The following is a 24,398-nucleotide window of genomic DNA, read 5'->3' as shown; positions in this document are numbered from 1 at the left end:
TATAAAATTAACGTTTTGAGAATTGTGGTGCACGACGAGCGCCTTTAAGACCGTATTTTTTACGTTCTTTCGCACGAGCGTCACGAGTTAATAGACCAGCACGTTTTAATGTTCCACGGTATTCAGGGTCTGCTTCTAATAAAGCACGAGAGATTCCGTGACGAATAGCGCCAGCTTGACCTGCATAACCTCCACCATTAACGTTTACAAATACGTCATAGTTACCTACAGTTTCAGTTAAAGCAAGTGGTTGTTTTACTACTTCACGTAGTGCAGCAAATGGAATGTATTCTTCGATTTCACGACCGTTGATTGTTACGCGACCGTTACCTGGTACTAAACGTACACGAGCAACAGAGCTTTTACGACGACCAGTTCCGTAATATTGTACCTGTGCCAAGATAATAACCTCCTCTTATTAATTATCCGCGAAGTTCGTAAACTTCTGGTTTTTGTGCTTCATGTGGATGTGTTTCACCAGCATACACATGTAATTTTTTGAACATTTGACGGCCTAGGCTACCTTTTGGAAGCATGCCTTTGATTCCTAATTCAAGCATTTTCTCAGAGTAGTTAGTACGCATTTCTAATGCTGTACGTTGTTTCAAACCACCTGGGTGCATGCTGTGACGGTAATAAATTTTATCAGTTAATTTTTTACCTGTTAGTTCGATTTTTGACGCATTGATAAGGATCACGTGATCACCAGTATCAACATGTGGTGTAAAAGTTGGTTTATGTTTACCGCGTAAGATTGATGCTACTTCACTTGCTAAACGACCTAAAGTTTTACCTTCAGCATCGACAACATACCATTTACGCTCTACTTCGTTTGCTTTCGCCATGAAAGTTGTACGCATGAGTTTCCCTCCTAATTTTCATCATCAATTATAAAATTATTTCAACCTTCTATTTCAACACGATTAATTTCCGGGGCTAACCGTGGGGTTAAAATACATACCATATGATATATTATATCTTTAAGCTACTAATGTCAAGAAAATGTTACACCAGGTTTAGTTGTCATAGAAAACGCGCCATAAATATAGCCCTTGCGAAGGCGCAGTTTTCCCTGCACGAGGACGTGATTTGCTTTCTAGAATATCTTTTATAGCATCTGGTTCAATACGACCTTGTCCTACTTCTAAAAGCGTTCCAACAAGAATACGAACCATATTATACAGAAAGCCACTTCCAACGAATCTAAACACGAGCTGACTATTCTCTTCATACATATCAATCTTGTAAATCGTACGAATCTTATCTTCCACTTCTGTCCTCGCTGAACAAAAGCTTGTAAAGTCGTGTGTACCGAGTAAATATGTGATGGCTTTTTTCATTTTTGAGTAGTCTAATGGATAAGGGTAATGGTATGCATAAGAACGAGTGAAAGGATTTCGATCTTCGCCGCGCAAAATATGATAGCGATACTCTTTTGAAGTAACGTCATACCGGGCGTGAAAATGTGCATCAACTTCACATACATTCTTCATTACAATATCATCTGGTAGCATTGAATTCAATGCTTTTTTCCACTTATCACATGGAATATTTAGGTTTGTATCAAAATGAATGACTTGCCCCTGTGCATGAACATTTGTGTCCGTTCGTCCAGAGGCGTAAACCGGCACTTTTTTGTTATGCATTTTCTCTAAAACAGCTTCAATCTCCAGTTGAACAGTTCGCTTATTGGGCTGAACTTGATAACCTGAAAAGTGTGTGCCGTCGTATGCAACTATACATTTTAAACGTTTCATCTTTTCACCAAACAATCTTTACGTTCTAATCAGCACTAAAACAACTGCTACTACCAGCAGAAGTAAAAGCATAATTGTATCTATGCTTCCCCATTTCAATTGACGATACTTTGTACGCCCTTCTCCGCCTTTATAACCCCTTGCTTCCATGGCAATAGCCAGCTCTTCAGCACGCTTAAATGAACCTATAAATAGAGGAACAAGCAAAGGAACGACAGCTTTCAAACGATCCGTAACGGGGCCGCTGCTAAAGTCCACTCCTCGTGCTGTCTGCGCTTTAATAATTTTATCTGTCTCTTCCATCAATGTAGGAATAAAGCGAAGAGAAATGGACATCATTAAAGCTAATTCGTGTACGGGAAGCTTGAGCTTTTTAAATGGATTCAGCAAGCTTTCCATTCCATCTGTTACTTCAATAGGCGTAGTCGTTAAAGTTAGCATCGTCGTAATTAAAATTAAGAACAAGAAGCGCAAGGAAATTAAAACACCTTGAATAAGGCCGCCTTTATAGACAGAAAACCATCCCCATTCAAACAAAAGAGGACCTTCCTTTGTCATAAAAATGTGCAAAAGAAACGTGATGATAATAATAAATAGAACGGGCTTTAACCCTCTTAAAATAAACGAGACGGGCACTTTACTCATGGCCACTATCATAAGGGTATACACACCTAAAAAAGCATAGCCGATAGGGTTATTTGCTAAAAACACAATTAATACATACGCAAATACAAGAAGCAGCTTGGCCCGAGGATCCATTCGATGGACAACCGAATGACCCGGCACATACTTACCAATAATGATTGAGTTCATCATAATCGTTCACCTTGCTGCATAAGGTGCTGCACTTTCTCTACCACTTCAGAAAAGGTAATAACCGTATCCGATGCTTCGAGCTGAAATTTCTCTTGCAGCTTCAGCATAAAGCGAAGCGATTCTGGAACATCCAATCCATATTCTTTTAACTGCGTATGCTGACCAAATACTTCTCTAGGTGACCCTTTCATCGCAATCGTTCCCTTATTCATCACAATTAGCTCATCCGCGTACATAGCTGCATCTTCCATGCTGTGAGTCACGAGAATCGTCGTCAAGCCTTTTTCTTTATGAAGACGATAAATCATATTCATAATTTCTTGACGCCCTCTAGGGTCCAATCCAGCAGTTGGTTCATCTAAAATTAGCACATTAGGATTCATCGCTAGAATACCTGCTATCGCTACACGACGCATTTGTCCACCACTCAAATCAAAAGGAGATCTGGTGAGAATGTCTTCTGGCAACCCTACTAACTTGATAAGCTCTCTTGCTTTTTGCTTTGCTTCTTCTTCAGAAACGCCATAATTCATTGGGCCAAAAGCTATATCTTTTTCCACCGTTTCTTCAAAAAGCTGATGTTCTGGAAATTGAAACACCACGCCTACTTGCTGACGAATAGCTTTTAAATTCTTTTCTTTTCGATTGGCTTTAATGGTGCGCTCACCGATTTGAATTTCGCCAGCAGTTGGCTTCAATAAGGCATTCAGATGCTGTATGATTGTTGATTTCCCAGAACCAGTATGGCCAATAACAGCCAAAAATGTACCTGATTGAATGTTTAAATTTAAGTCATGTAGAGCAATTCGTTCAAATGGTGTATTAACTTGATAACGATGCTCTACTTCTTTGAATATAATGTCCATAGTTCGTCCACCAAGTCCTCATCTGTTAAATGAATTTTTGATAAAGGAATTCCTACGGAAGCAAAACGATGGCTTAGTTTAACGGAAAACGGCAAGTCTAGTCCAATATCCGTTAACTTGGAACCTAATGCAAATACTTCGCGTGGAGTACCTGTTGCATAGATCTTCCCTTTGTTCATCACAACGACTCTGTCAGCCATTGCTACTTCATCTAAATCGTGAGTAATTGAAATAACCGTCAGTTGTTTTTCTTCTTTTAATTTTCTAACAGTTTCAAGTACTTCAGTTCGCCCAATAGGATCTAACATAGATGTTGCTTCATCTAGAATGATGACAGATGGCTGTACGGCAATTATACCCGCAATGGCCACACGCTGTTTTTGTCCACCTGATAGCTGATGAGGCTCTTGATCCAGAAAAGCACTCATATTGACCATTTCGATTGCTTCAGGTATACGTTTTTCCATAATCTCAAATGGAATCCCGTTGTTTTCAAGCCCAAACGCAATATCGTCTTGAACGGTTGAGCCAACAAATTGATTATCTGGATTTTGAAACACCATTCCAATCTGCTTGCGCACATCCCATATTGTTTCTTCAGATAAAAGCGTATCGCCCACTCGAACCGTTCCTTTTTCAGGTAGCAAAAGGCCGTTTAGAATTCGTGCCAGCGTCGACTTACCAGATCCATTATGTCCAGCTATCGCTAACCATTCACCTTTATAAGCAGAGAGAGAAAGGTGATCTAATGTTAGGTCTGCTTCAGGATCGTATCGAAAGCATAAATCTTTTACCTCTAAAGACATTTCTTTCAACGCTATCTTCCTCTCAGCTTTTTCTATTGCAGCATTGCCTACATTGATTTTTTACGCTATTTACCCGGTTTTAGGTATAAAAAAAGGGCAACGACTAGTTACACACTGTCTCGCCCTTTTCTATCTGTATTAAAAATATTAAACTAATTCAATGATAACCATTGGAGCACCGTCACCACGGCGAGGTCCAACTTTTAAGATACGAGTGTAACCGCCTTGGCGATCTTCGTAGCGAGTAGCGATATCGCTGAATAGTTTTTGTAAAGCGCTTTGACCAGCTTCTTCGTTAGCTACTTCATTACGGATGTAAGATGCAGCTTGACGACGAGCGTGTAGATCTCCACGTTTACCTAAAGTAATCATTTTTTCAACAGTTGAACGTAATTCTTTTGCACGAGCTTCAGTTGTCTCAATGCGTTCACTGATGATTAAATCAGTTGTTAAATCACGAAGAAGCGCCTTGCGTTGTGCGCTTGTACGACCTAATTTACGGTAAGACATGTGAGGTCCCCTCCTTTGTTAAGTAGTTAAACAGGTAGATATAATCAGTCGTCCTTACGTAGACCCAAACCTAATTCTTCAAGTTTAGCTTTAACTTCTTCTAAAGATTTACGGCCTAAGTTACGAACTTTCATCATATCTTCTTCTGTTTTATTAGCAAGCTCTTGTACAGTATTGATGCCTGCTCGTTTTAAGCAGTTGTAAGAACGAACAGATAAATCCAGTTCCTCGATCGTCATCTCTAGAACTTTTTCTTTCTGATCTTCTTCTTTTTCTACCATGATCTCTGCTTTTTGAGCTTCATCTGTTAAGTTAACGAAGATATTTAAGTGTTCAGTTAGAATCTTTGCACCTAAAGCAACGGCTTTTTCTGGCTCGATGCTACCGTCAGTCCAAACATCCAACGTTAACTTATCGTAATTTGTCATTTGACCAACACGAGTATTCTCTACATAATACGATACGCGAGTAACAGGCGTATAGATTGAATCAATTGGAAGTACACCAATTGGTTGGTCTTCACGCTTGTTAGCATCGGCAGGATTATAACCTCGACCTGTGCGAGCAGTAAGTCTCATACGGAAATGAGCATCTGACTCAAGTGTTGCAATATGAAGATCCGGATTTAGAACTTCGATATCACTGTCTGCTTGAATGTCAGCAGCCGTTACTGTACCAGGACCTTTAACATCGATCTCAAGTGTTTTCTCTTCATCAGAGTAAATCTTTAACGCTAACTTTTTAACGTTTAAAATGATGTTTGTTACATCTTCAACAACTCCAGGAACTGTTGAAAATTCATGTAATACACCTTCAATTTGAATAGATGTTACAGCTGCACCAGGGAGTGAGGATAATAGGATACGACGTAAGGAGTTACCCAAAGTAGTACCATATCCACGCTCAAGTGGTTCGACGACGAATTTACCGTACTTTCTATCATCGCTGATTTCTACCGTTTCGATTTTTGGCTTTTCAATCTCTATCAATATAAACCCTCCTTCAAAACGTCGAAACCTCGGCTAGACGGCTGATTTCTCAAATGCCTAACCGAAATTCCCTATTAGACAGTTCCCGAATGTGCACAACAAATGGAAAACATTTCGTTGCATGAATAAATTCTACACCATCATCATTATAGACAACGAAATAGAATCTATACATATTAATTATACACGACGACGTTTTGGTGGGCGGCATCCGTTGTGAGGTACAGGAGTAACATCTTTAATAGCTGTTACTTCTAAACCTGCAGCTTGAAGAGCACGGATAGCTGCTTCACGACCAGCACCAGGGCCTTTAACTGTAACTTCAAGAGTTTTCATTCCGTTATCCATAGAAACTTTAGCAGCAGTTTCAGCAGCCATTTGCGCAGCAAATGGAGTAGATTTACGAGAACCTCTGAAGCCAAGTGCGCCTGCACTAGACCAAGCAATCGCATTACCGTGAACATCTGTAATTGTTACAATAGTGTTGTTAAACGTTGAGCGAATATGAGCTACACCAGCTTCAATATTCTTTTTCACGCGACGTTTACGTGTATTAGTTTTACGTGCCATCTGTTAATGACCTCCCTTACTAATTATTTCTTCTTGTTCGCTACAGTACGGCGTGGGCCTTTACGTGTACGAGCATTGTTTTTACTGTTTTGACCACGAACTGGTAAACTACGACGGTGGCGGATACCACGGTATGAACCAATCTCAATTAAACGTTTGATGTTTAAAGAAACTTCACGACGAAGATCGCCTTCTACTTTATAGCTATCTAAAATATCACGAATTTTACCTAATTCTTCTTCTGTTAAGTCACGAACGCGAGTATCTTCAGAAACTCCAGCTTCAGCTAGAACTTTTTCAGCAGTTGGACGACCAATACCGAAAATGTATGTTAATGAAATTACTACACGCTTGTCACGAGGAATATCAACACCAGCAATACGTGCCATATGAATAGTGCACCTCCTTATTGATTAACCTTGTTTTTGTTTATGCTTAGGGTTTTCACAAATTACCATTACTTTACCTTTTCTACGGATAACTTTACATTTTTCGCAGATTGGTTTAACTGATGGTCTGACTTTCATGTTTCATACCTCCTTGATAGTACGGAGTGCATAGGTTTTATTTGAAACGGTACGTAATTCTACCGCGAGTTAAATCGTATGGTGACAATTCTACAGTTACTTTATCACCAGGTAAGATTCGAATGAAATGCATGCGAATTTTTCCTGATACGTGAGCAAGTACTGTATGACCATTTTCTAATTCTACCTTGAACATAGCGTTAGGTAAAGTCTCAGCAACTGTACCTTCAACTTCAATTACATCGTCTTTTGCCATTAAAGTGCTCTCCTTTCTTTGAAACAGTAACAAGCTATCATTAAACGACTTAAAAAGAACCTGTTCTGAACATCCGGAGATCGTAATCATTAAATTCAAGATGATTGACGCTAATATACATCTTTACCATTTTAACAGCAATTCAGACGAAAAACGATCATCGTGAATTTAGATAATTACTGTTTACTGTCCAGTGCATCTAGCGAGGAATGGATAGAGATAACATCCTTTAATATTACAATGCTGTCAGAATTTCATATCCCGTCTCAGTAATTGCAATAGTATGTTCGAAGTGCGCACACATTTTACCATCTGCTGTGACAACTGTCCAGTTATCAGGTAATGTTTTTACATATCGCATACCAGCATTCACCATTGGCTCAACTGCCAATACCATGCCTGGACGTAGACGCGGTCCTTTATTCGGTGGACCATAATGAGGTACTTGCGGATCTTCATGTAAGTCTTTGCCGACACCATGGCCAACATATTCTCTTACAATCGAAAAGTTACGTGATTCTGCGTACTGTTGAATAGCATGTGAAATATTCGACAAACGCTCACCCGGCTTAGCTTCTGCTAATCCCTTGTAGAGAGATTGCTCAGTCACATCAAGCAGCTCTTGATTTTCTAATGAAATCTTTCCTACTCCATATGTCCAAGCTGAATCACCGTGATAGCCACCGAATTTAGCTCCGATGTCTAAACTGATGATATCTCCTTCATTAAGCTTGCGTTCACCCGGAATACCATGAACTAATTCTTCATTCACAGAAGCACATACACTGCCGCGAAAACCATTATACCCTTTAAAAGACGGAATTGCATCATGTTGACGAATAAAATTTTCAGCAATTGCATCCAATTCTATAGTCGTAATACCTGGAGCGATATGCTTTTTTAACTCTTGATGAGTTAAAGCCACGATTCGTCCAGCTTCACGCATGACCTCAATTTCCTCTGGTGTCTTGCAAATGATCATTGCTTAACCCCAGCAAGTAATTGACGAACATCCTCAAACACAATGTTAATATCTTGATTACCATTAATATTGCGTAGATAACCTTTTTCTTGATAGAAATCAAGTAGAGGTTGAGATTGTTTAACATTAACTGAAAGTCTAGTTGAAACCGTCTCAGCATTGTCATCTGCACGTTGGTAAAGCTCTCCGCCACATTTGTCACAAACTCCTTCTTTCGCAGGAGGATTGAATACTAAGTGGTAAGTAGCTCCGCAATCTTTACAAATGCGGCGTCCAGTAAGACGCTCCATTAAAATGCTTTGATCTACATCAATATTAATCACATAATCAATTTGCTTGTTTAGTTCTTTTGTAATTGTTTCAAGAGCTTCTGCTTGGGCTACTGTTCTTGGGAAGCCATCAAGTAAAAAGCCGTTTTCACAATCTTGTTTGTTTAAACGCTCGCGCACAATTCCAATTGTTACTTCATCAGGAACAAGGTTACCTTGGTCCATAAATGATTTAGCTTTTAAACCTAGTTGCGTTCCTTCTTTAATTGCAGCTCGGAACATATCTCCTGTTGAGATATGAGGGATATCGTAATGCTCAACGATTTTTTCTGCTTGAGTACCTTTCCCAGCACCAGGAAGGCCCATTAACACTAAATTCATTTCTTGCTTCCCCCTCAGTATCTTATCCGTTTAATGGGAAAGCGGCTTGCTTCCCACTAAACAGCTTTACTTAATAAATCCCTTATAATGACGTTTCACTAATTGACTCTCAAGCTGTTTCATTGTCTCAAGAGCTACACCGACAACAATTAACAAACTAGTACCGCCGATCTGAGCAGATGATGGTAAGTTTGCAATTTTGATGAACAGAACCGGCAACACAGCAATTAACGCAAGGAATATCGAACCGATTAATGTCAGACGATATAACACTTTCGTTAAATAAGCTTGTGTGCTTTTACCAGGACGGATGCCTGGGATGTAGCCACCTTGCTTTTTCAAGTTCTCTGCTACTTGTTCAGGGTTAACTTGAACAAAAGTATAGAAGTAACAAAAAGCAATGATTAACGCTACATACACTATCATACCAATTGGCTTAGTATAGTCAAATGTATTCTGAATCCACGTCGTTACATCATTTGGACCGAAAAATGATGCAATTGTTGGTGGTGTAATAATAAATGAAACTGCAAAGATAACAGGAATAACCCCAGCTGCATTTACTTTTAACGGCAAATGAGTGGATTGACCTCCAACAGGATTACGACCAGCTGAACCCTTTGCATATTGAATAGGAATTTTTCGTAGCGCTTGTTGGAAGTAAATAACCCCAACAATAATAGCTAAAACTGCAATCGCAATTAAAACTACCGTTACGATACGAATGAATAATTGATCCCCAACGTCTTCAAATTGCTGTGCATAAATTTGATTTAATGTTGTCGGAATACCAGCTGCAATCCCAGCAAAGATAATGATAGAAATACCGTTACCTACGCCTTTTGCAGTAATCTGCTCTCCTAACCACATTAAGAAGGCAGTACCTGCCGTTAACACTGTAGCAATTAGAAGATACGTAGAAATTCCTGGATTAGCGATCAATTGTCCGCCCGAAATATTGTTGAATCCTATAGACATACCTAAAGCCTGGATAAATCCAAGCACAATTGTTCCATAACGAGTTACTTGAGCTAATTTACGGCGCCCAACATCTCCCTGCTTTGACCATTCTGTAAACTTAGGTACAACATCCATCTGCAATAATTGGACGATGATGGATGCTGTAATATAAGGCATAATGCCCATAGCAAGAATGGAGAAGTTTTTTAACGCGCCGCCGCCAAATGTATTCAGAACCCCGAATACATTTAACCCATCTTGCAATTTTAGTACATCCGTATTAACACTTGGTACAGGAATAAATGTACCAATTCGGAAGACAATTAACATTAACAAAGTGAAAAAGATTTTTTGTCTTATTTCACGCACGCGCATTAAATTGGAGATTGTTTGAAACATTAGATCACCTCAACTGTACCGCCAGCAGCTTCGATAGCTTCTTTAGCAGTTGAAGAGAATTTAGCAGCTTTAACAGTTAGCTTAGAGTTTAATGTACCGTTTCCTAGTACTTTAACGCCAGCTTTTGCTTTGCTTACTAAACCAGTTTCGATTAATAATTCTGGTGTTACTTCAGTTCCATCTTCAAAACGGTTAAGAGCTTCTAAATTAACGATCGCGTATTCTTTGCGATTGATATTAGTGAACCCACGTTTTGGAAGACGACGGAATAAAGGAGTTTGACCACCTTCGAAGCCAGGTCTTACGCCACCGCCAGAGCGAGCGTTTTGCCCTTTGTGACCTTTACCTGAAGTCTTTCCGTTACCTGAACCAGTACCACGACCTACACGGTTACGTACTTTACGTGAACCTTCAGCTGGTTTCAATTCATGAAGTTTCATTCCGGAGCACCTCCTTAGAGTGACAATTTATACTTATTGCTCTTTTACTGTAACAAGGTGAGCTACTTTGTTAATCATTCCGCGAATTGCAGGATTATCGTCTTGAACGACAGTTTGATTTAACTTACGTAGGCCAAGTGTACGAACAGTTACACGTTGATCTTCTGGACGACCAATTACGCTACGAGTAAGGGTAATTGCTAGTTTGTTTGCCATTCCATATCCCTCCCTTATCCTAACAGTTCTTCTACAGTCTTGCCACGTAGTTTTGCAACATCTTCAGCACGTTTTAGGTTAGCTAAACCGTTAAGAGTTGCACGTACCATGTTGATTGGAGTGTTTGAACCTAAAGATTTAGATAGAATATCACTTACTCCACCCAATTCTAGTACCGCACGAACTGGGCCACCAGCGATAACTCCTGTACCTTCAGAAGCAGGTTTTAAGAAAATTTGACCTGCACCAAATTGTCCAAGGATTTCGTGTGGAATAGTTGTACCAACCATAGGTACAGTAATTAAGTTTTTCTTCGCATCTTCAATTGCTTTACGGATTGCATCTGGTACCTCTTGTGCTTTACCAGTACCGAATCCAACGTGACCGTTTTTGTCACCAACTACAACTAATGCAGCGAAGCGGAAACGACGTCCACCTTTCACAACTTTAGCTACGCGGTTAACGGTAACAACACGTTCTTCAAGCTCTAATTTATTTGGATCAATACGACGCATGATTTTCCCTCCTTTTACAATTAGAATTGTAATCCAGCTTCACGAGCAGCGTCAGCTAATGCTTTAACACGGCCATGATATAAATAACCGCCACGGTCGAATACTACTTCGTTTACACCTTTTTCTACTGCGCGTTTAGCGACTAATTCGCCAACTTTGATAGCAGCTTCAGTGTTACCAGTGCTTTCTAAAGTCAGGTCTTTATCTAACGTTGAAGCACTTGCGATTGTTACTGAATTTAAATCGTCGATAACTTGTGCGTAAATATGTTGATTAGAACGGAACACGTTTAAACGCGGACGAGTTGCAGTTCCAGATAACTTCGCACGAACACGAGCATGTCTTTTTTTACGAACTTTGTTTTTATCAAGCTTCGTGATCATTTCGGGCACTCCTTTCTTTTACCTAACCGGCATTACTTCTTAGCAGTTTTACCTTCTTTACGACGTACATATTCGCCTTCGTAACGAATACCTTTACCTTTGTAAGGCTCTGGTGGACGAACGTCACGAATATTTGCAGCTAATGCACCTACGCGTTCTTTATCAATACCTTTAATAACGATCTTAGTTTGAGAAGGAACTTCGATTTCGATTCCTGTTTCAGGAGTAATCTCAACTGGGTGAGAGTATCCAACGCTCAATACTAATTTGCTACCAGATTTTTGTGCACGGTAACCTACACCGACTAATTCTAAACCACGTTCGAATCCTTTAGTAACACCTTCAACCATGTTACCTAAAAGGCTACGAGTAGTTCCGTGAAGAGCGCGGTGCTCTTTATTGTCACTAGGACGATTAACAACTAATACGTTGTCTTCAACTTTAATTTCGATTTCAGGGTGGAATGTACGAGTTAATTCACCCTTTGGTCCTTTTACAGTTACAGTGTTGCTCTCGTTCGTAACTGTAACACCTGCTGGAAGTTCTAAAGGCTTTTTACCAACACGTGACATAGTTACACCTCCATTCACATTTAAAACTTATTACCAAACGTACGCTAATACTTCTCCACCAGTTTGCTTTTGACGAGCTTCTTTGTCAGTTAAAACACCTTGAGAAGTAGAAACGATTGCGATACCTAAACCGTTAAGTACACGTGGTACTTCGTTAGTTTTTGCATAAACACGTAGACCAGGTTTACTGATACGTTTTAAGCCTGTAATTACACGTTCGTTATTTGAACCGTATTTTAAGAAGATACGGATAATACCTTGTTTGTTGTCTTCGATGTATTCTACATCACGTACGAAACCCTCACGCTTAAGGATTTCTGCAATTTGCTTCTTAATGTTAGAAGCAGGAACTTCAATTTTCTCATGACGAACCATGTTCGCATTGCGGATACGAGTTAGTAAATCTGCAATAGGATCAGTCATTACCATATTAATTTACCTCCTTCCCAAACTTGGGTTTTACCAACTAGCTTTTTTAACACCAGGAATTTGACCTTTATAAGCAAGCTCACGGAAACAAATACGGCAAAGCTTGAATTTACGTAGTACTGAGTGTGGACGTCCACAACGTTCGCAACGTGTATACTCTTGTACTTGGAATTTTTGCTGGCGTTTTTGCTTCGCAATCATTGATTTTTTAGCCACATTTTCGCCTCCTCTGCTTAACGTTGGCAGTTATTACTTCTGGAATGGCATACCGAACTGAGTTAAAAGCTCACGAGCTTCTTCATCAGTGTTTGCTGTTGTAACAATAACGATATCCATACCACGAACTTTAGTTACTTTATCATAATCGATCTCTGGGAAGATCAATTGTTCTTTAACACCTAACGTGTAGTTTCCACGACCATCAAATGCTTTTTTAGATACACCACGGAAATCGCGCACACGTGGAAGTGATACTGATACTAATTTATCGAAGAATTCGTACATACGCTCGCCGCGTAAAGTAACTTTCGCACCGATTGGCATACCTTCACGAAGACGGAAACCAGCGATAGATTTTTTCGCACGAGTTACAACAGGTTTTTGACCAGTGATTTCAGCTAGTTCTTCAACAGCGTTATCTAAAGCTTTTGAGTTAGAAACAGCATCACCGATACCCATGTTGATTACGATCTTGTCGATTTTTGGCACTTGCATTACAGATTCATAATTAAACTTGCTAACTAGAGCAGGAGTAATCTCTTTTGTAAATTTCTCTTTAAGACGGTTCATGTGAACTAAACCTCCCTTCACATTTCATTAATTATTTATCTAAAGTTTCACCAGATTTTTTTGCTACACGTACCTTTTTGCCATCGATAACTTGGTACCCAACACGAGTTGGCTCACCAGATTTAGGATCCAACGGCATTACGTTTGATACGTGGATAGGTGCCTCTTGGCTAACGATTCCACCTTGTGGATTTACTTGAGAAGGTTTAGAGTGTTTTTTCACAACGTTCACACCTTCAACAAGTACACGGTCTTTCTTTGGGAAAGCTGCAAGTACTTCACCTTGCTTACCTTTGTCTTTACCAGAGATAACCACTACTTTGTCGCCCTTTTTAACATGCATCCTATTCGCACCTCCTTAAAAGGCATTTTGTATTTGTTCTATATATCAATTAGATAACTTCTGGAGCTAATGATACGATCTTCATGAAGTTGTTATCACGTAATTCACGAGCAACTGGTCCGAAGATACGAGTACCACGTGGTCCTTTGTCGTCACGGATGATTACGCAAGCATTTTCGTCGAAACGGATGTAAGAACCGTCAGTACGGCGAACACCACTTTTTGTACGTACAACAACAGCTTTAACAACGTCACCTTTTTTAACAACGCCTCCTGGTGTTGCTTGTTTCACCGTACAAACGATAACATCACCAATGTTTGCTGTCTTACGACCTGAACCACCAAGTACTTTAATAGTAAGTACCTCACGTGCACCAGAGTTGTCTGCAACTTTTAAACGAGATTCTTGTTGAATCATGTACGAAACCTCCCTTCGGATGAATCATTCTTATCCGATCTATCTTAACTATTAGATGATAACAGCTTTTTCTACAACTTCTACTAGACGGAAACGTTTAGTAGCTGATAACGGACGAGTTTCCATGATCTTCACGATATCGCCTAGTTGAGCTGTATTGTTTTCATCGTGAGCTTTGAATTTCTTTGAGTATTTTACACGCTTGCCATAAAGCGAATGCTTTTTGTAAGTTTCAACAAGAACAGTAACAGTCTTATCCATTTTGTCAGAAACTACGCGGCCAGTGTAAACTTTACGTTGGTTGCGTTCACTCATTCTGAAAGCCTCCTCTCAGACTTAATTATTTATTAGCAGCAATCTCTCTTTCACGAACTACAGTTTTCATACGAGCGATCGATTTGCGCACTTCGCGAATACGAGTAGTATTCTCTAATTGTCCAGTCGCTAATTGGAAACGAAGGTTAAACAACTCTTCTTTTAAAGCCTTAACTTTTTGTTCAATTTCAGCAGTGGTAAGGTCACGAATTTCATTAGCTTTCATTAGAATCACCACCAATTTCTTCACGTTTTACAAACTTACATTTTACAGGTAGCTTGTGTGCAGCTAAACGTAAAGCTTCACGTGCAACCTCTTCAGATACACCTGAAATTTCAAACATTACTTTTCCAGGTTTAACAACTGCTACCCAACCTTCAGGAGCACCTTTACCAGAACCCATTCGGACTTCTAGAGGCTTAGCAGTATAAGGTTTAGAAGGGAAAATTTTAATCCATACTTTACCGCCACGTTTCATGTAACGAGTCATTGCGATACGAGCAGCTTCGATTTGACGGTTTGTAATCCAAGAAGCTTCAGTAGCTTGTAAACCGAATTCACCGAAATGTACTTCCGTACCACCTTTAGCGCGTCCACGCATTTTTCCGCGATGTTCGCGACGATATTTAACGCGTTTTGGTAATAACATAATTATTTTCCTCCTTCCTCAGTTTTCTTTTTAGTAGGAAGAACCTCTCCACGATAGATCCATACTTTCACACCAAGTTTACCATAAGTAGTATCTGCTTCAGCGTGAGCATAGTCAATATCAGCGCGAAGTGTATGAAGTGGAACTGTACCTTCACTGTAATATTCAGAACGAGCAATATCAGCTCCGCCTAAACGACCAGATACCATTGTTTTGATACCTTGTGCGCCAGCACGCATACTACGTTGGATAGCTTGCTTTTGAGCACGACGGAATGATACACGGTTCTCAAGTTGGCGAGCGATGTTTTCAGCTACTAGTTTAGCATCTAAATCTGCTCGTTTAATTTCAAGGATGTTAATGTGTACACGCTTGCCTGTTAATTGGTTAAGAGCTTTACGAAGTGATTCTACTTCAGTACCACCTTTACCAATTACCATACCAGGTTTTGCAGTGTGGATCGTTACGTTTAAGCGGTTAGCAGCGCGTTCGATTTCAACTTTAGAAACAGCTGCATCGTTTAAACGTTTAGCGATATATTCACGTACTTTTAAGTCTTCATGTAATAAGTCAGCGTAGTCTTTGCCAGCGAACCATCTTGATTCCCAATCACGGATGACACCGACGCGAAGACCGACCGGATTTACCTTTTGACCCATGAATTATCCCTCCTTCTTTTCTGATACCACGATTGTGATGTGGCTTGTGCGCTTGTTAATTTGGCTTGCACGTCCCATAGCGCGTGGACGGAAACGTTTTAAAGTTGGACCTTCGTTAACAAAAGCGTCAGTAATAACTAAATTGTTAGCGTCCATTTCATAATTGTGTTCTGCATTGGCAATAGCAGATTTTAATACTTTCTCAACGACTGGAGAAGCAGCCTTTGGCGTGTGAAGTAGCACTGCTAGCGCTTCACCCACTTGCTTACCTCGAATTAAATCTACAACTAAACGAACTTTACGAGGAGCAATACGTACTGTTCTCGCGACAGCTTTAGCTTGCATTTAAAAGCCTCCTCTCATATTAGCGTCTTGTTTTCTTATCATCACTTGCGTGACCTTTGTAAGTACGAGATGGTGCGAATTCACCAAGTTTGTGACCTACCATGTCTTCAGTAACATAAACTGGTACATGTTTACGACCGTCATATACAGCAATTGTATGACCAATGAACTGAGGGAAGATAGTTGAACGACGAGACCAAGTTTTTACTACTTGCTTGCTGTCAGTTTCGTTTAACTTCTCAATTTTGTTGATTAAATGGTCATCTACAAAAGGTCCTTTCTTTAAGCTGCGACCCATAAATGAACCTCCCTTCGTGATTGTCCTACGGTTCGTTTGAACCGTAGCTCAATCCCGTTATTTTTTACGACGACGAACGATAAATTTATCGGATTTGTTTTTCTTCTTACGAGTTTTGTAACCAAGTGTTGGTTTACCCCATGGACTCATTGGAGACTTACGTCCGATTGGAGAACGTCCTTCACCACCACCGTGTGGGTGATCGTTAGGGTTCATTACAGAACCACGTACAGTTGGACGGATACCTAACCAACGAGAACGACCGGCTTTACCGATGTTGATTAACTCGTGTTGTTCGTTACCAACTTGACCTACAGTTGCACGACAAGTTGCAAGGATCATGCGTACTTCACCAGAAGTTAAACGTACTAATACGTATTTACCTTCTTTACCAAGTACTTGAGCAGATGTACCTGCAGAACGAACTAATTGTCCACCTTTACCAGGTTTCAATTCGATGTTGTGTACTACTGTACCAACAGGAATGTTAGCTAAAGGAAGCGCGTTACCTACTTTAATGTCAGCTTCAGGACCTGACATAACTTCTAAACCTACTTTTAGGTTTTTAGGAGCAAGGATGTAACGTTTTTCACCATCAGCATAATGAATTAATGCGATGTTAGCTGAACGGTTTGGATCATATTCGATTGTAGCAACGCGTCCAGGTATTCCATCTTTATCGCGTTTAAAATCGATGATACGGTATTGACGCTTGTGCCCACCACCTTGGTGACGAACAGTCAATTTACCTTGGTTGTTACGACCACCTTTTCTCTTGACAGGTGCAAGTAACGATTTTTCTGGTTTGTCAGTAGTAATTTCAGCGAAATCAGAAACTGACATACCACGACGACCATTTGAGGTTGGTTTATACTTTTTAATCGCCATCTCAATTTCCCTCCTTCTCTAGTAATCTTAAGCTTCGAAGAATTCGATTTCGTTGCTCTCTTGAGTTAGTGTTACTACCGCTTTACGACGACGGTTAGTAAGACCACTGTAGCGACCTACACGCTTGAATTTACCTTTGTAGTTCATGATGTTTACTTTTTCAACTTTTACGTCAAAGATTTTTTCGATAGCATCTTTAACCTCAGTTTTATTAGCTCTTACATCAACATCAAACGTATATTTTTTCTCAGCCATTAAGTCTGTTGAACGTTCTGTAATTACGGGGCGCTTAATAATATCACGAGGATCTTTCATTATGCAAGCACCTCCTCTACTTTTTCAACTGCGTCTTTAGTGATTACAAGCTTATCATGGTTCATAACGTCTAATACGCTTAAACCATTAGCTGCAACAACTGTTACACCAGGAATATTACGTGCTGAAAGTGCAACATTTTCGTTAAGATCCGCAGTTACTACTAATGCTTTGCGTTCTACTGTTAGGTTTTTAAGAACTGCTACCATTTCTTTTGTTTTTGGAGCGTCAAAAGAAAGAGCTTCAAGAACAACGATGCTGTTATCTTGAGCTTTAGTTGATAATGCAGACTTAATTGCTAAACGACGAACTTTTTTAGGTAATTTGTAGCTATAGCTTCTTGGAACTGGACCAAATACTACGCCACCACCACGCCATTGTGGAGAACGGATAGATCCTTGACGAGCACGACCAGTACCTTTTTGACGCCATGGCTTACGGCCACCGCCTCTTACTTCAGAACGATTTTTAACTTTAGAAGTACCTTGACGTTGAGATGCGCGTTGCATTACGATCGCGTCGAAAAGTACTTTGTTGTTTGGTTCGATACCGAAAACGGCATCTTGAAGTTCGATTTCTCCAACGTTTTCACCGTTTTGGTTAAACAATGCTACTTTTGGCATTGGTTATTCCTCCTTTCTCGAAGAATTATTATTTAGATTTAACTGCAGATTTAACAGTAACTAGAGATTTTCTAGCTCCTGGCACGTTACCTTTTACTAATAAAAGATTGCGTTCTGCGTCAACTTTAACGATTGATAAGTTTTGCACAGTGATGCGCTCTCCACCCATGCGTCCTGGTAATAATTTACCTTTGAATACGCGGTTTGGAGCTACAGGACCCATTGAACCTGGGCGACGGTGGTAGCGAGAACCATGAGACATAGGTCCGCGAGATTGTCCGTGGCGTTTAATAGCACCTTGGAAACCTTTACCTTTTGAGATTCCTGTTACATCAATTACATCGCCTTCTGCGAAAATATCAACCTTGACTTCTTGACCAACTTCATATGCTGAAGCGTCCACACCGCGTAACTCACGGATGAAGCGCTTAGGAGCAGTATTAGCTTTAGTAGCATGTCCTTTTGCAGGTTTGTTAGATAGTTTTTCACGGATATCTTCGAAACCTAATTGGATTGCTTCGTAACCGTCTGTCTCAGCGTTTTTAACTTGAAGAACTACGTTAGCAGAAGCTTCAATTACTGTTACTGGGATCAAGTCACCATTTTCAGCAAATACTTGAGTCATACCGATCTTTCTTCCTAAGATTCCTTTGGCCATTAGTCACACCTCCTAAGTATCTTTTCATTCTTTATTTTAAATTAAAGTTTAATTTCGATATCTACACCAGATGGTAAGTCTAAACGCATTAATGAATCAACAGTTTGTGGTGTTGGATTCACGATATCAATTAAGCGTTTATGCGTGCGCATTTCGAACTGCTCACGAGAATCTTTATATTTGTGTACTGCACGTAGAATTGTATAAATTGATTTTTCAGTCGGTAATGGAATCGGACCAGATACAGCCGCACCAGAACGTTTTGCAGTTTCTACGATTTTCTCAGCAGATTGATCAAGAATTCTGTGATCATATGCTTTTAAACGAATGCGAATTTTTTCTTTTGCCATTATTTTCCCTCCTTTTTCGCCTATTTTACAATAGACATTCTCCGCGGAAATTTCCCCACACTCGCCATGGCAAAGCGGCCGGGTGTGTCGGCAACCTTCCGCATCATCGCAGTCAAAGACCAACATTTTTATTATACTAAAAATGGGTTCATATTGCAACAATAAAGTTAAAAAACTTTTTTATGTGTCGCACACTTTTTTCATTATATATAAAAGGAGATCATTTTGCAAGTGTAATAGTAAAAACTATCTTTACCTTTTATCACCAAATAAAAAAGGAGTAGGTTACCCTACTCCCTTTACTGAAACGAGAAATTACTCGCTGATTTTAGCTACAACGCCAGCGCCTACTGTACGTCCACCTTCACGGATTGAGAATTTAGTACCTTCTTCAATCGCGATTGGAGCGATAAGTTCAACAGTCATTTCGATGTTGTCGCCAGGCATTACCATTTCTACGCCTTCAGGTAAGTTACAAATACCAGTTACATCAGTTGTACGGAAGTAGAACTGTGGACGGTAGTTTGTGAAGAATGGAGTGTGACGTCCACCTTCGTCTTTAGAAAGAACGTATACTTCAGCAGTAAATTTAGTGTGTGGAGTGATTGAGCCTGGTTTAGCTAATACTTGTCCACGTTGGATTTCTTCACGTGCTACACCACGAAGTAAAGCACCGATGTTGTCGCCAGCTTCAGCATAGTCAAGAAGCTTACGGAACATTTCTACACCTGTTACAGTAGTAGATTTTGGCTCTTCAGTTAAACCGATGATGTCGATAACGTCACCAACTTTAACTTGTCCACGCTCTACACGACCTGTAGCAACTGTACCACGACCAGTGATTGAGAATACGTCCTCAACTGGCATCATGAATGGTTTTTCAGTGTCACGTTCTGGAGTTGGGATGTACTCATCAACAGCGTCCATAAGCTCGATGATTTTAGCTTCCCAATCAGCTTCGCCTTCAAGAGCTTTAAGAGCAGAACCTTTGATTACTGGTACATCGTCACCAGGGAAGTCGTATTCAGAAAGAAGGTCACGTACTTCCATTTCTACTAATTCAAGTAGCTCTTCGTCGTCTACCATGTCACATTTGTTTAAGAATACAACTAGGTAAGGTACACCTACTTGACGAGAAAGAAGGATGTGCTCACGAGTTTGTGGCATTGGACCATCAGCAGCAGATACTACTAAGATACCGCCATCCATTTGAGCAGCACCAGTGATCATGTTTTTAACATAGTCAGCATGTCCTGGGCAGTCAACGTGTGCATAGTGACGAGTGTCAGTTTCGTACTCAACGTGTGCAGTTGAGATTGTGATTCCACGCTCGCGCTCTTCTGGAGCAGCGTCGATCATGTCGTAAGCCATTGCTGCACCTTTACCACTTTTCTTAGCAAGAACAGTAGTGATAGCAGCTGTTAAAGTTGTTTTACCATGGTCAACGTGACCAATTGTACCGATATTGGCATGTGTTTTTGAACGGTCGAATTTTTCCTTAGCCATTCGAAAATCCTCCTTAAAATTCATGTAGTTTATGTTTTATGAGGCCGTGAAAGGGAATGAGCTCCACTTTCACAGCGTACATAAGTAGTTATACTTCAATAAAGAGTGAAAATCAATTATTCACCTTTATTTTTTTTAATAATTTCTTCTGAAATTGATTTAGGAACTTCTTCGTAGTGATCGAAGTGCATAGAATATGTTCCGCGACCTTGAGTGTTTGAACGTAATGCAGTTGCATAACCAAACATTTCAGAAAGTGGAACGAATGCACGTACAACTTGAGCGTTACCGCGTGCTTCCATACCTTCTACACGTCCACGACGAGACGTAACGTCACCCATGATATCTCCTAAGTATTCGTCAGGGATAACAACTTCAACCTTCATCATTGGTTCAAGGATAGCTGGGTTACATTTTGATACTGCGTTTTTAAGAGCCATAGAAGCGGCAATTTTAAACGCCATCTCACTTGAGTCAACGTCATGGTAAGATCCATCAACTAAAGCAGCTTTGATATCGATTAATGGATAACCAGCAAGAACACCGTTTTGTAATGCATCTTCAAGACCAGCTTGAACTGCAGGGATGTATTCACGTGGAACTACACCACCAACGATTTTGTTCTCAAATTCAAAGCCTTTTCCTTCTTCGTTAGGTTCGAACTCAATCCAAACGTGACCGAATTGTCCACGACCACCAGATTGACGAGCGAATTTACCTTCAACTTTCGCACCAGCGCGGAAAGTTTCACGGTAAGCTACTTGAGGAGCACCAACGTTTGCTTCTACTTTGAATTCGCGACGCATACGGTCAACGATGATATCAAGGTGAAGCTCACCCATACCAGAGATGATGATTTGACCAGTCTCTGTATTAGTTTCCGCACGGAAAGTTGGATCTTCTTCTTGTAACTTTTGAAGAGCTGTAGTCATTTTATCTTGGTCAGCTTTTGATTTTGGCTCAACAGATAAAGAGATAACTGGCTCTGGGAATTCCATAGACTCAAGAATTACAAGACTCTTTTCGTCACATAGAGTATCACCAGTAGAAGTATCTTTTAATCCTACAGCTGCCGCGATATCTCCAGCGTATACTTCAGAAATCTCTTCACGAGAGTTAGCATGCATTTGTAGGATACGACCTACACGCTCACGCTTACCTTTTGTAGAGTTTTTGATGTATGAACCAGAGCTTAGTACACCAGAGTACACACGGAAGAATGTTAATTTACCAACATAAGGGTCCGTCATAACTTTGAACGCTAATGCTGAGAAAGGAGCGTTGTCGCTAGACTCACGCGTAACTTCTTCTTCTGTGTCAGGTACGATACCTTGGATTGCTGGTACATCAACTGGAGATGGTAGGTAATCAATTACCGCATCTAGCATTAATTGTACACCTTTGTTTTTGAATGCTGAACCACAGATAACTGGGTAGAATTCAACGTCACAAGTACCTTTACGGATACCAGCTTTTAGTTCTTCAACTGTAAGCTCGCCTTCGTCTAAGTACTTCATCATTAATTCTTCGTCAAGTTCTGCAACAGCTTCTACTAGGCTTGCACGGTATTCTTCAGCTTGCTCTTTGTATTCCTCAGGAATTTCACGAGATTCTGAACGAGTACCTAAGTCATCTTCGTAGAAGTATGCTTTCATTTCCACAAGGTCAATGATTGCTTCGAAGTCATCTTCAGCACCGATTGGCAACTGAATTGGGTGAGCATTTGCACCTAAACGATCGTGGATCGTTTTTACAGAGTACAAGAAGTCAGCACCAATTTTGTCCATTTTGTTAACGAATACGACACGGGGAACACCGTACGTAGTCGCTTGACGCCATACTGTTTCTGTTTGAGGCTCAACACCAGATTGAGCATCAAGAACTGCCACAGCGCCATCAAGTACACGTAATGAACGCTCAACTTCAACAGTGAAGTCTACGTGTCCAGGAGTATCGATGATGTTAACGCGGTGACCTTTCCAAGAAGCAGTTGTCGCAGCAGACGTGATAGTGATACCACGTTCTTGCTCTTGCTCCATCCAGTCCATTTGTGAAGCTCCTTCATGAGTTTCACCAATTTTATGGATACGGCCAGTATAATAAAGAACACGCTCAGTTGTTGTTGTTTTACCAGCATCAATGTGAGCCATGATCCCAATATTACGAGTGTTTTCTAAGGAGAACTCTCTTGCCATCTTAGGTATTTCTCCTTCCATATTATAATTTGTTTTTTAAAAAGTTTCGTTAAAAGATTACCAACGGTAATGAGCAAATGCTTTATTAGCTTCTGCCATTTTGTGAGTATCTTCACGTTTCTTAACTGCAGCACCAGTGTTGTTAGCTGCATCAAGGATTTCGTTAGCTAAACGCTCTTCCATCGTTTTTTCTCCACGAAGACGAGCATAGTTTACTAACCAACGAAGACCTAAAGTAGTACGACGCTCTGGACGTACTTCTACAGGAACTTGGTAGTTAGAACCCCCTACACGGCGTGCTCTAACTTCTAGTACAGGCATGATGTTTTTAAGAGCTTGGTCGAATACTTCCATAGCTTCTTTACCACTGCGCTCTTGTACTAAATCGAATGCTCTATAAAGAATAGCTTGTGACTTACCGCGCTTTCCATCAAGCATCATTTTGTTGATTAAGCGAGATACAAGCTTAGAATTGTAAATCGGATCTGGTAATACGTCTCTTTTTGCAACAGGTCCCTTACGTGGCATTCTACTTCCTCCTTTCACTTTTAAAAGTTTATCTATTAATTGTTAAGCTATTATTTTTTAGCTGCTTTTGGTCGCTTAGTACCATATTTAGAACGACCTTGCATACGGCCATCCACACCAGCAGTATCAAGTGCACCACGTACGATATGGTAACGTACCCCTGGTAAATCTTTTACACGTCCACCGCGGATAAGTACCACGCTGTGTTCTTGTAAGTTGTGACCAATACCTGGGATATAAGCTGTTACCTCGATACCGTTTGTTAAACGTACACGAGCATATTTACGAAGAGCCGAGTTCGGTTTCTTCGGTGTCATAGTACCCACACGTGTACATACACCACGTTTTTGTGGAGAAGATTGGTTAGTTTGAGCTTTTTTGAAGCTGTTGTAACCTCTGTTTAAAGCAGGTGAGTCAGATTTTTTACCTTTACTCACACGACCATTACGGATTAATTGGTTAATAGTAGGCATTTAAATTTTCCTCCTTTCGCCTTTTGTAAGACCACACATCCAGGTGGTTCATTTTTTAGCAAAAAACAAAGTCTTTGAAACTAAAAGTTCAAAAACGTGTTAACTAATAATTGCAACAGTTGCAGCGTTAACTTCTATCCTACAAGCTTGACCAAGCTTTCGCATAGAAGGGACATACGTATACGGAACGTTTTCTTGCTGTGCTGTTTTTGCCACAATGGATGTGACATAAAAATCAGCGTCTTCAGCAATGATGACTTCCTTTACTGTACCTTTTTTTAATGCTTTCACCGTCTGCTTTGTTCCTACAATAATATGATCAGCCTGTAATACTTTTTCATAAGACATTATCATATCCTCCAAAGTAACAGGTAGTTTATAGGAGCACCTTTGATATAGTAT

Annotated in this window: 41 protein-coding genes; all 41 read right to left on the bottom strand. The window is 40.2% G+C overall.

The features are described from left to right. Window positions 1-7 precede the first annotated feature (7 nt). The 41 genes from rpsI to MMB68_RS26055 all read right to left on the bottom strand — a co-directional run bounded on the left by rpsI (window position 8) and on the right by MMB68_RS26055 (window position 24,344). Window positions 8-400 (bottom strand): 30S ribosomal protein S9, encoded by a 393-nt coding sequence (gene rpsI / locus MMB68_RS26255; RefSeq protein ID WP_013054959.1) that lies wholly within the window; start codon window positions 398-400, stop codon window positions 8-10. 22 nt (window positions 401-422) lie between these two features. Next, window positions 423-860: a 50S ribosomal protein L13 gene (rplM, locus tag MMB68_RS26250; protein ID WP_013054958.1), complete on the bottom strand. Its 438-nt coding sequence runs from the start codon at window positions 858-860 to the stop codon at window positions 423-425. Window positions 861-1,016: 156 nt separating this feature from the next. Next, a complete protein-coding gene (truA, locus tag MMB68_RS26245; RefSeq protein ID WP_221785573.1) occupies window positions 1,017-1,757 on the bottom strand; it encodes a tRNA pseudouridine(38-40) synthase TruA in 741 nt (246 codons plus the stop codon). Between the two features lie 18 nt (window positions 1,758-1,775). Next, a complete protein-coding gene (locus tag MMB68_RS26240) occupies window positions 1,776-2,573 on the bottom strand; it encodes an energy-coupling factor transporter transmembrane component T family protein (protein WP_221785574.1) in 798 nt (265 codons plus the stop codon). Next, complete coding sequence (locus tag MMB68_RS26235) at window positions 2,570-3,439, bottom strand: energy-coupling factor ABC transporter ATP-binding protein (protein WP_057240830.1); 870 nt, start codon at window positions 3,437-3,439, stop codon at window positions 2,570-2,572. The genes MMB68_RS26240 and MMB68_RS26235 overlap by 4 nt, the downstream gene beginning before the upstream one ends. Continuing rightward, window positions 3,415-4,254 (bottom strand): energy-coupling factor ABC transporter ATP-binding protein, encoded by an 840-nt coding sequence (locus MMB68_RS26230; RefSeq protein WP_013054954.1) that lies wholly within the window; start codon window positions 4,252-4,254, stop codon window positions 3,415-3,417. The genes MMB68_RS26235 and MMB68_RS26230 overlap by 25 nt, the downstream gene beginning before the upstream one ends. 138 nt (window positions 4,255-4,392) lie before the next feature. Further along, window positions 4,393-4,755 carry a 50S ribosomal protein L17 gene (gene rplQ / locus MMB68_RS26225; RefSeq protein ID WP_013054953.1) on the bottom strand — a complete coding sequence of 121 codons (363 nt, stop codon included), beginning with the start codon at window positions 4,753-4,755 and terminating at the stop codon, window positions 4,393-4,395. A gap of 44 nt (window positions 4,756-4,799) precedes the next feature. After that, on the bottom strand, window positions 4,800-5,744 hold the full coding sequence (locus tag MMB68_RS26220; protein WP_013054952.1) for a DNA-directed RNA polymerase subunit alpha: 945 nt from the start codon (window positions 5,742-5,744) through the stop codon (window positions 4,800-4,802). Window positions 5,745-5,924: 180 nt separating this feature from the next. Beyond that, complete coding sequence (gene rpsK / locus MMB68_RS26215) at window positions 5,925-6,314, bottom strand: 30S ribosomal protein S11 (RefSeq protein WP_013054951.1); 390 nt, start codon at window positions 6,312-6,314, stop codon at window positions 5,925-5,927. 23 nt (window positions 6,315-6,337) lie between these two features. Continuing rightward, complete coding sequence (gene rpsM / locus MMB68_RS26210; RefSeq protein WP_013054950.1) at window positions 6,338-6,703, bottom strand: 30S ribosomal protein S13; 366 nt, start codon at window positions 6,701-6,703, stop codon at window positions 6,338-6,340. Between the two features lie 24 nt (window positions 6,704-6,727). Further along, window positions 6,728-6,841 (bottom strand): 50S ribosomal protein L36, encoded by a 114-nt coding sequence (rpmJ, locus tag MMB68_RS26205; protein WP_003156543.1) that lies wholly within the window; start codon window positions 6,839-6,841, stop codon window positions 6,728-6,730. 37 nt (window positions 6,842-6,878) lie between these two features. Further along, window positions 6,879-7,097: a translation initiation factor IF-1 gene (gene infA / locus MMB68_RS26200; RefSeq protein WP_010285101.1), complete on the bottom strand. Its 219-nt coding sequence runs from the start codon at window positions 7,095-7,097 to the stop codon at window positions 6,879-6,881. 235 nt (window positions 7,098-7,332) lie between these two features. Continuing rightward, entirely contained in the window at window positions 7,333-8,079 is a 747-nt protein-coding gene (gene map, locus MMB68_RS26195; RefSeq protein ID WP_221785575.1) for a type I methionyl aminopeptidase, read from the bottom strand. Further along, window positions 8,076-8,729, bottom strand: a complete 654-nt coding sequence (locus MMB68_RS26190; RefSeq protein WP_013054948.1) for an adenylate kinase — start codon at window positions 8,727-8,729, stop codon at window positions 8,076-8,078. Before MMB68_RS26190 ends, map begins: the two co-directional genes overlap by 4 nt. Before the next feature lie 66 nt (window positions 8,730-8,795). Then, window positions 8,796-10,088 carry a preprotein translocase subunit SecY gene (secY, locus tag MMB68_RS26185; protein ID WP_013054947.1) on the bottom strand — a complete coding sequence of 431 codons (1,293 nt, stop codon included), beginning with the start codon at window positions 10,086-10,088 and terminating at the stop codon, window positions 8,796-8,798. Continuing rightward, window positions 10,088-10,528: a 50S ribosomal protein L15 gene (gene rplO, locus MMB68_RS26180; RefSeq protein ID WP_013054946.1), complete on the bottom strand. Its 441-nt coding sequence runs from the start codon at window positions 10,526-10,528 to the stop codon at window positions 10,088-10,090. Before rplO ends, secY begins: the two co-directional genes overlap by 1 nt. Window positions 10,529-10,561: 33 nt before the next feature. Next, the gene (gene rpmD / locus MMB68_RS26175) at window positions 10,562-10,744 is read right to left on the bottom strand and encodes a 50S ribosomal protein L30 (RefSeq protein ID WP_013054945.1); all 183 of its coding nucleotides are present in this window, start codon (window positions 10,742-10,744) and stop codon (window positions 10,562-10,564) included. Window positions 10,745-10,758: 14 nt separating this feature from the next. Beyond that, complete coding sequence (rpsE, locus tag MMB68_RS26170) at window positions 10,759-11,259, bottom strand: 30S ribosomal protein S5 (RefSeq protein ID WP_013054944.1); 501 nt, start codon at window positions 11,257-11,259, stop codon at window positions 10,759-10,761. A 20-nt stretch (window positions 11,260-11,279) separates the two neighbouring features. After that, window positions 11,280-11,642: a 50S ribosomal protein L18 gene (gene rplR, locus MMB68_RS26165; RefSeq protein ID WP_013054943.1), complete on the bottom strand. Its 363-nt coding sequence runs from the start codon at window positions 11,640-11,642 to the stop codon at window positions 11,280-11,282. A gap of 32 nt (window positions 11,643-11,674) precedes the next feature. Then, entirely contained in the window at window positions 11,675-12,214 is a 540-nt protein-coding gene (gene rplF / locus MMB68_RS26160; protein ID WP_013054942.1) for a 50S ribosomal protein L6, read from the bottom strand. A 30-nt stretch (window positions 12,215-12,244) separates the two neighbouring features. Then, window positions 12,245-12,643 (bottom strand): 30S ribosomal protein S8, encoded by a 399-nt coding sequence (gene rpsH / locus MMB68_RS26155; protein WP_013054941.1) that lies wholly within the window; start codon window positions 12,641-12,643, stop codon window positions 12,245-12,247. A 30-nt stretch (window positions 12,644-12,673) separates the two neighbouring features. Next, on the bottom strand, window positions 12,674-12,859 hold the full coding sequence (locus tag MMB68_RS26150; RefSeq protein WP_013054940.1) for a type Z 30S ribosomal protein S14: 186 nt from the start codon (window positions 12,857-12,859) through the stop codon (window positions 12,674-12,676). Window positions 12,860-12,892: 33 nt separating this feature from the next. Then, the gene (rplE, locus tag MMB68_RS26145) at window positions 12,893-13,432 is read right to left on the bottom strand and encodes a 50S ribosomal protein L5 (protein WP_013054939.1); all 540 of its coding nucleotides are present in this window, start codon (window positions 13,430-13,432) and stop codon (window positions 12,893-12,895) included. Window positions 13,433-13,463: 31 nt separating this feature from the next. Then, window positions 13,464-13,775 (bottom strand): 50S ribosomal protein L24, encoded by a 312-nt coding sequence (gene rplX, locus MMB68_RS26140; protein ID WP_013054938.1) that lies wholly within the window; start codon window positions 13,773-13,775, stop codon window positions 13,464-13,466. Between the two features lie 49 nt (window positions 13,776-13,824). Next, entirely contained in the window at window positions 13,825-14,193 is a 369-nt protein-coding gene (gene rplN, locus MMB68_RS26135) for a 50S ribosomal protein L14 (RefSeq protein ID WP_013054937.1), read from the bottom strand. A gap of 51 nt (window positions 14,194-14,244) precedes the next feature. Beyond that, the gene (rpsQ, locus tag MMB68_RS26130) at window positions 14,245-14,508 is read right to left on the bottom strand and encodes a 30S ribosomal protein S17 (RefSeq protein ID WP_013054936.1); all 264 of its coding nucleotides are present in this window, start codon (window positions 14,506-14,508) and stop codon (window positions 14,245-14,247) included. A 25-nt stretch (window positions 14,509-14,533) separates the two neighbouring features. Beyond that, on the bottom strand, window positions 14,534-14,734 hold the full coding sequence (rpmC, locus tag MMB68_RS26125; protein WP_013054935.1) for a 50S ribosomal protein L29: 201 nt from the start codon (window positions 14,732-14,734) through the stop codon (window positions 14,534-14,536). Then, entirely contained in the window at window positions 14,724-15,158 is a 435-nt protein-coding gene (gene rplP, locus MMB68_RS26120; protein WP_013054934.1) for a 50S ribosomal protein L16, read from the bottom strand. Before rplP ends, rpmC begins: the two co-directional genes overlap by 11 nt. A 2-nt stretch (window positions 15,159-15,160) precedes the next feature. Then, window positions 15,161-15,817, bottom strand: coding sequence for a 30S ribosomal protein S3 (gene rpsC / locus MMB68_RS26115; RefSeq protein ID WP_013054933.1), 657 nt, complete (start codon window positions 15,815-15,817; stop codon window positions 15,161-15,163). 3 nt (window positions 15,818-15,820) lie between these two features. Continuing rightward, window positions 15,821-16,162: a 50S ribosomal protein L22 gene (gene rplV, locus MMB68_RS26110; protein WP_013054932.1), complete on the bottom strand. Its 342-nt coding sequence runs from the start codon at window positions 16,160-16,162 to the stop codon at window positions 15,821-15,823. Window positions 16,163-16,181: 19 nt separating this feature from the next. Further along, window positions 16,182-16,460 (bottom strand): 30S ribosomal protein S19, encoded by a 279-nt coding sequence (gene rpsS, locus MMB68_RS26105; RefSeq protein ID WP_013054931.1) that lies wholly within the window; start codon window positions 16,458-16,460, stop codon window positions 16,182-16,184. Between the two features lie 57 nt (window positions 16,461-16,517). After that, window positions 16,518-17,348 carry a 50S ribosomal protein L2 gene (gene rplB / locus MMB68_RS26100; RefSeq protein WP_013081374.1) on the bottom strand — a complete coding sequence of 277 codons (831 nt, stop codon included), beginning with the start codon at window positions 17,346-17,348 and terminating at the stop codon, window positions 16,518-16,520. Between the two features lie 27 nt (window positions 17,349-17,375). Continuing rightward, window positions 17,376-17,663 carry a 50S ribosomal protein L23 gene (rplW, locus tag MMB68_RS26095; RefSeq protein WP_013054929.1) on the bottom strand — a complete coding sequence of 96 codons (288 nt, stop codon included), beginning with the start codon at window positions 17,661-17,663 and terminating at the stop codon, window positions 17,376-17,378. Then, window positions 17,663-18,286, bottom strand: a complete 624-nt coding sequence (gene rplD, locus MMB68_RS26090) for a 50S ribosomal protein L4 (RefSeq protein WP_013081372.1) — start codon at window positions 18,284-18,286, stop codon at window positions 17,663-17,665. The genes rplW and rplD overlap by 1 nt, the downstream gene beginning before the upstream one ends. Before the next feature lie 28 nt (window positions 18,287-18,314). After that, a complete protein-coding gene (gene rplC, locus MMB68_RS26085) occupies window positions 18,315-18,944 on the bottom strand; it encodes a 50S ribosomal protein L3 (protein ID WP_013054927.1) in 630 nt (209 codons plus the stop codon). Window positions 18,945-18,985: 41 nt separating this feature from the next. After that, window positions 18,986-19,294 carry a 30S ribosomal protein S10 gene (gene rpsJ / locus MMB68_RS26080; RefSeq protein WP_013054926.1) on the bottom strand — a complete coding sequence of 103 codons (309 nt, stop codon included), beginning with the start codon at window positions 19,292-19,294 and terminating at the stop codon, window positions 18,986-18,988. Between the two features lie 315 nt (window positions 19,295-19,609). Next, complete coding sequence (gene tuf / locus MMB68_RS26075; RefSeq protein WP_013081371.1) at window positions 19,610-20,800, bottom strand: elongation factor Tu; 1,191 nt, start codon at window positions 20,798-20,800, stop codon at window positions 19,610-19,612. Window positions 20,801-20,916: 116 nt separating this feature from the next. Continuing rightward, a complete protein-coding gene (gene fusA, locus MMB68_RS26070; protein WP_028412663.1) occupies window positions 20,917-22,995 on the bottom strand; it encodes an elongation factor G in 2,079 nt (692 codons plus the stop codon). A 57-nt stretch (window positions 22,996-23,052) separates the two neighbouring features. Beyond that, window positions 23,053-23,523, bottom strand: coding sequence for a 30S ribosomal protein S7 (rpsG, locus tag MMB68_RS26065; protein ID WP_013054923.1), 471 nt, complete (start codon window positions 23,521-23,523; stop codon window positions 23,053-23,055). A 50-nt stretch (window positions 23,524-23,573) separates the two neighbouring features. Next, window positions 23,574-23,996: a 30S ribosomal protein S12 gene (gene rpsL / locus MMB68_RS26060; RefSeq protein WP_013054922.1), complete on the bottom strand. Its 423-nt coding sequence runs from the start codon at window positions 23,994-23,996 to the stop codon at window positions 23,574-23,576. 99 nt (window positions 23,997-24,095) lie between these two features. Then, on the bottom strand, window positions 24,096-24,344 hold the full coding sequence (locus MMB68_RS26055) for a 50S ribosomal protein L7ae-like protein (protein ID WP_013054921.1): 249 nt from the start codon (window positions 24,342-24,344) through the stop codon (window positions 24,096-24,098). Window positions 24,345-24,398: the final 54 nt, after the last annotated feature.

Source organism: Priestia sp. Y58, from assembly GCF_029522095.1.
GTDB classification, from domain to species: domain Bacteria; phylum Bacillota; class Bacilli; order Bacillales; family Bacillaceae_H; genus Priestia; species Priestia megaterium_E.
The sequence above is the reverse complement of the archived record's forward strand: the minus strand, read 5'-3'. Positions and strand labels throughout refer to the sequence as shown.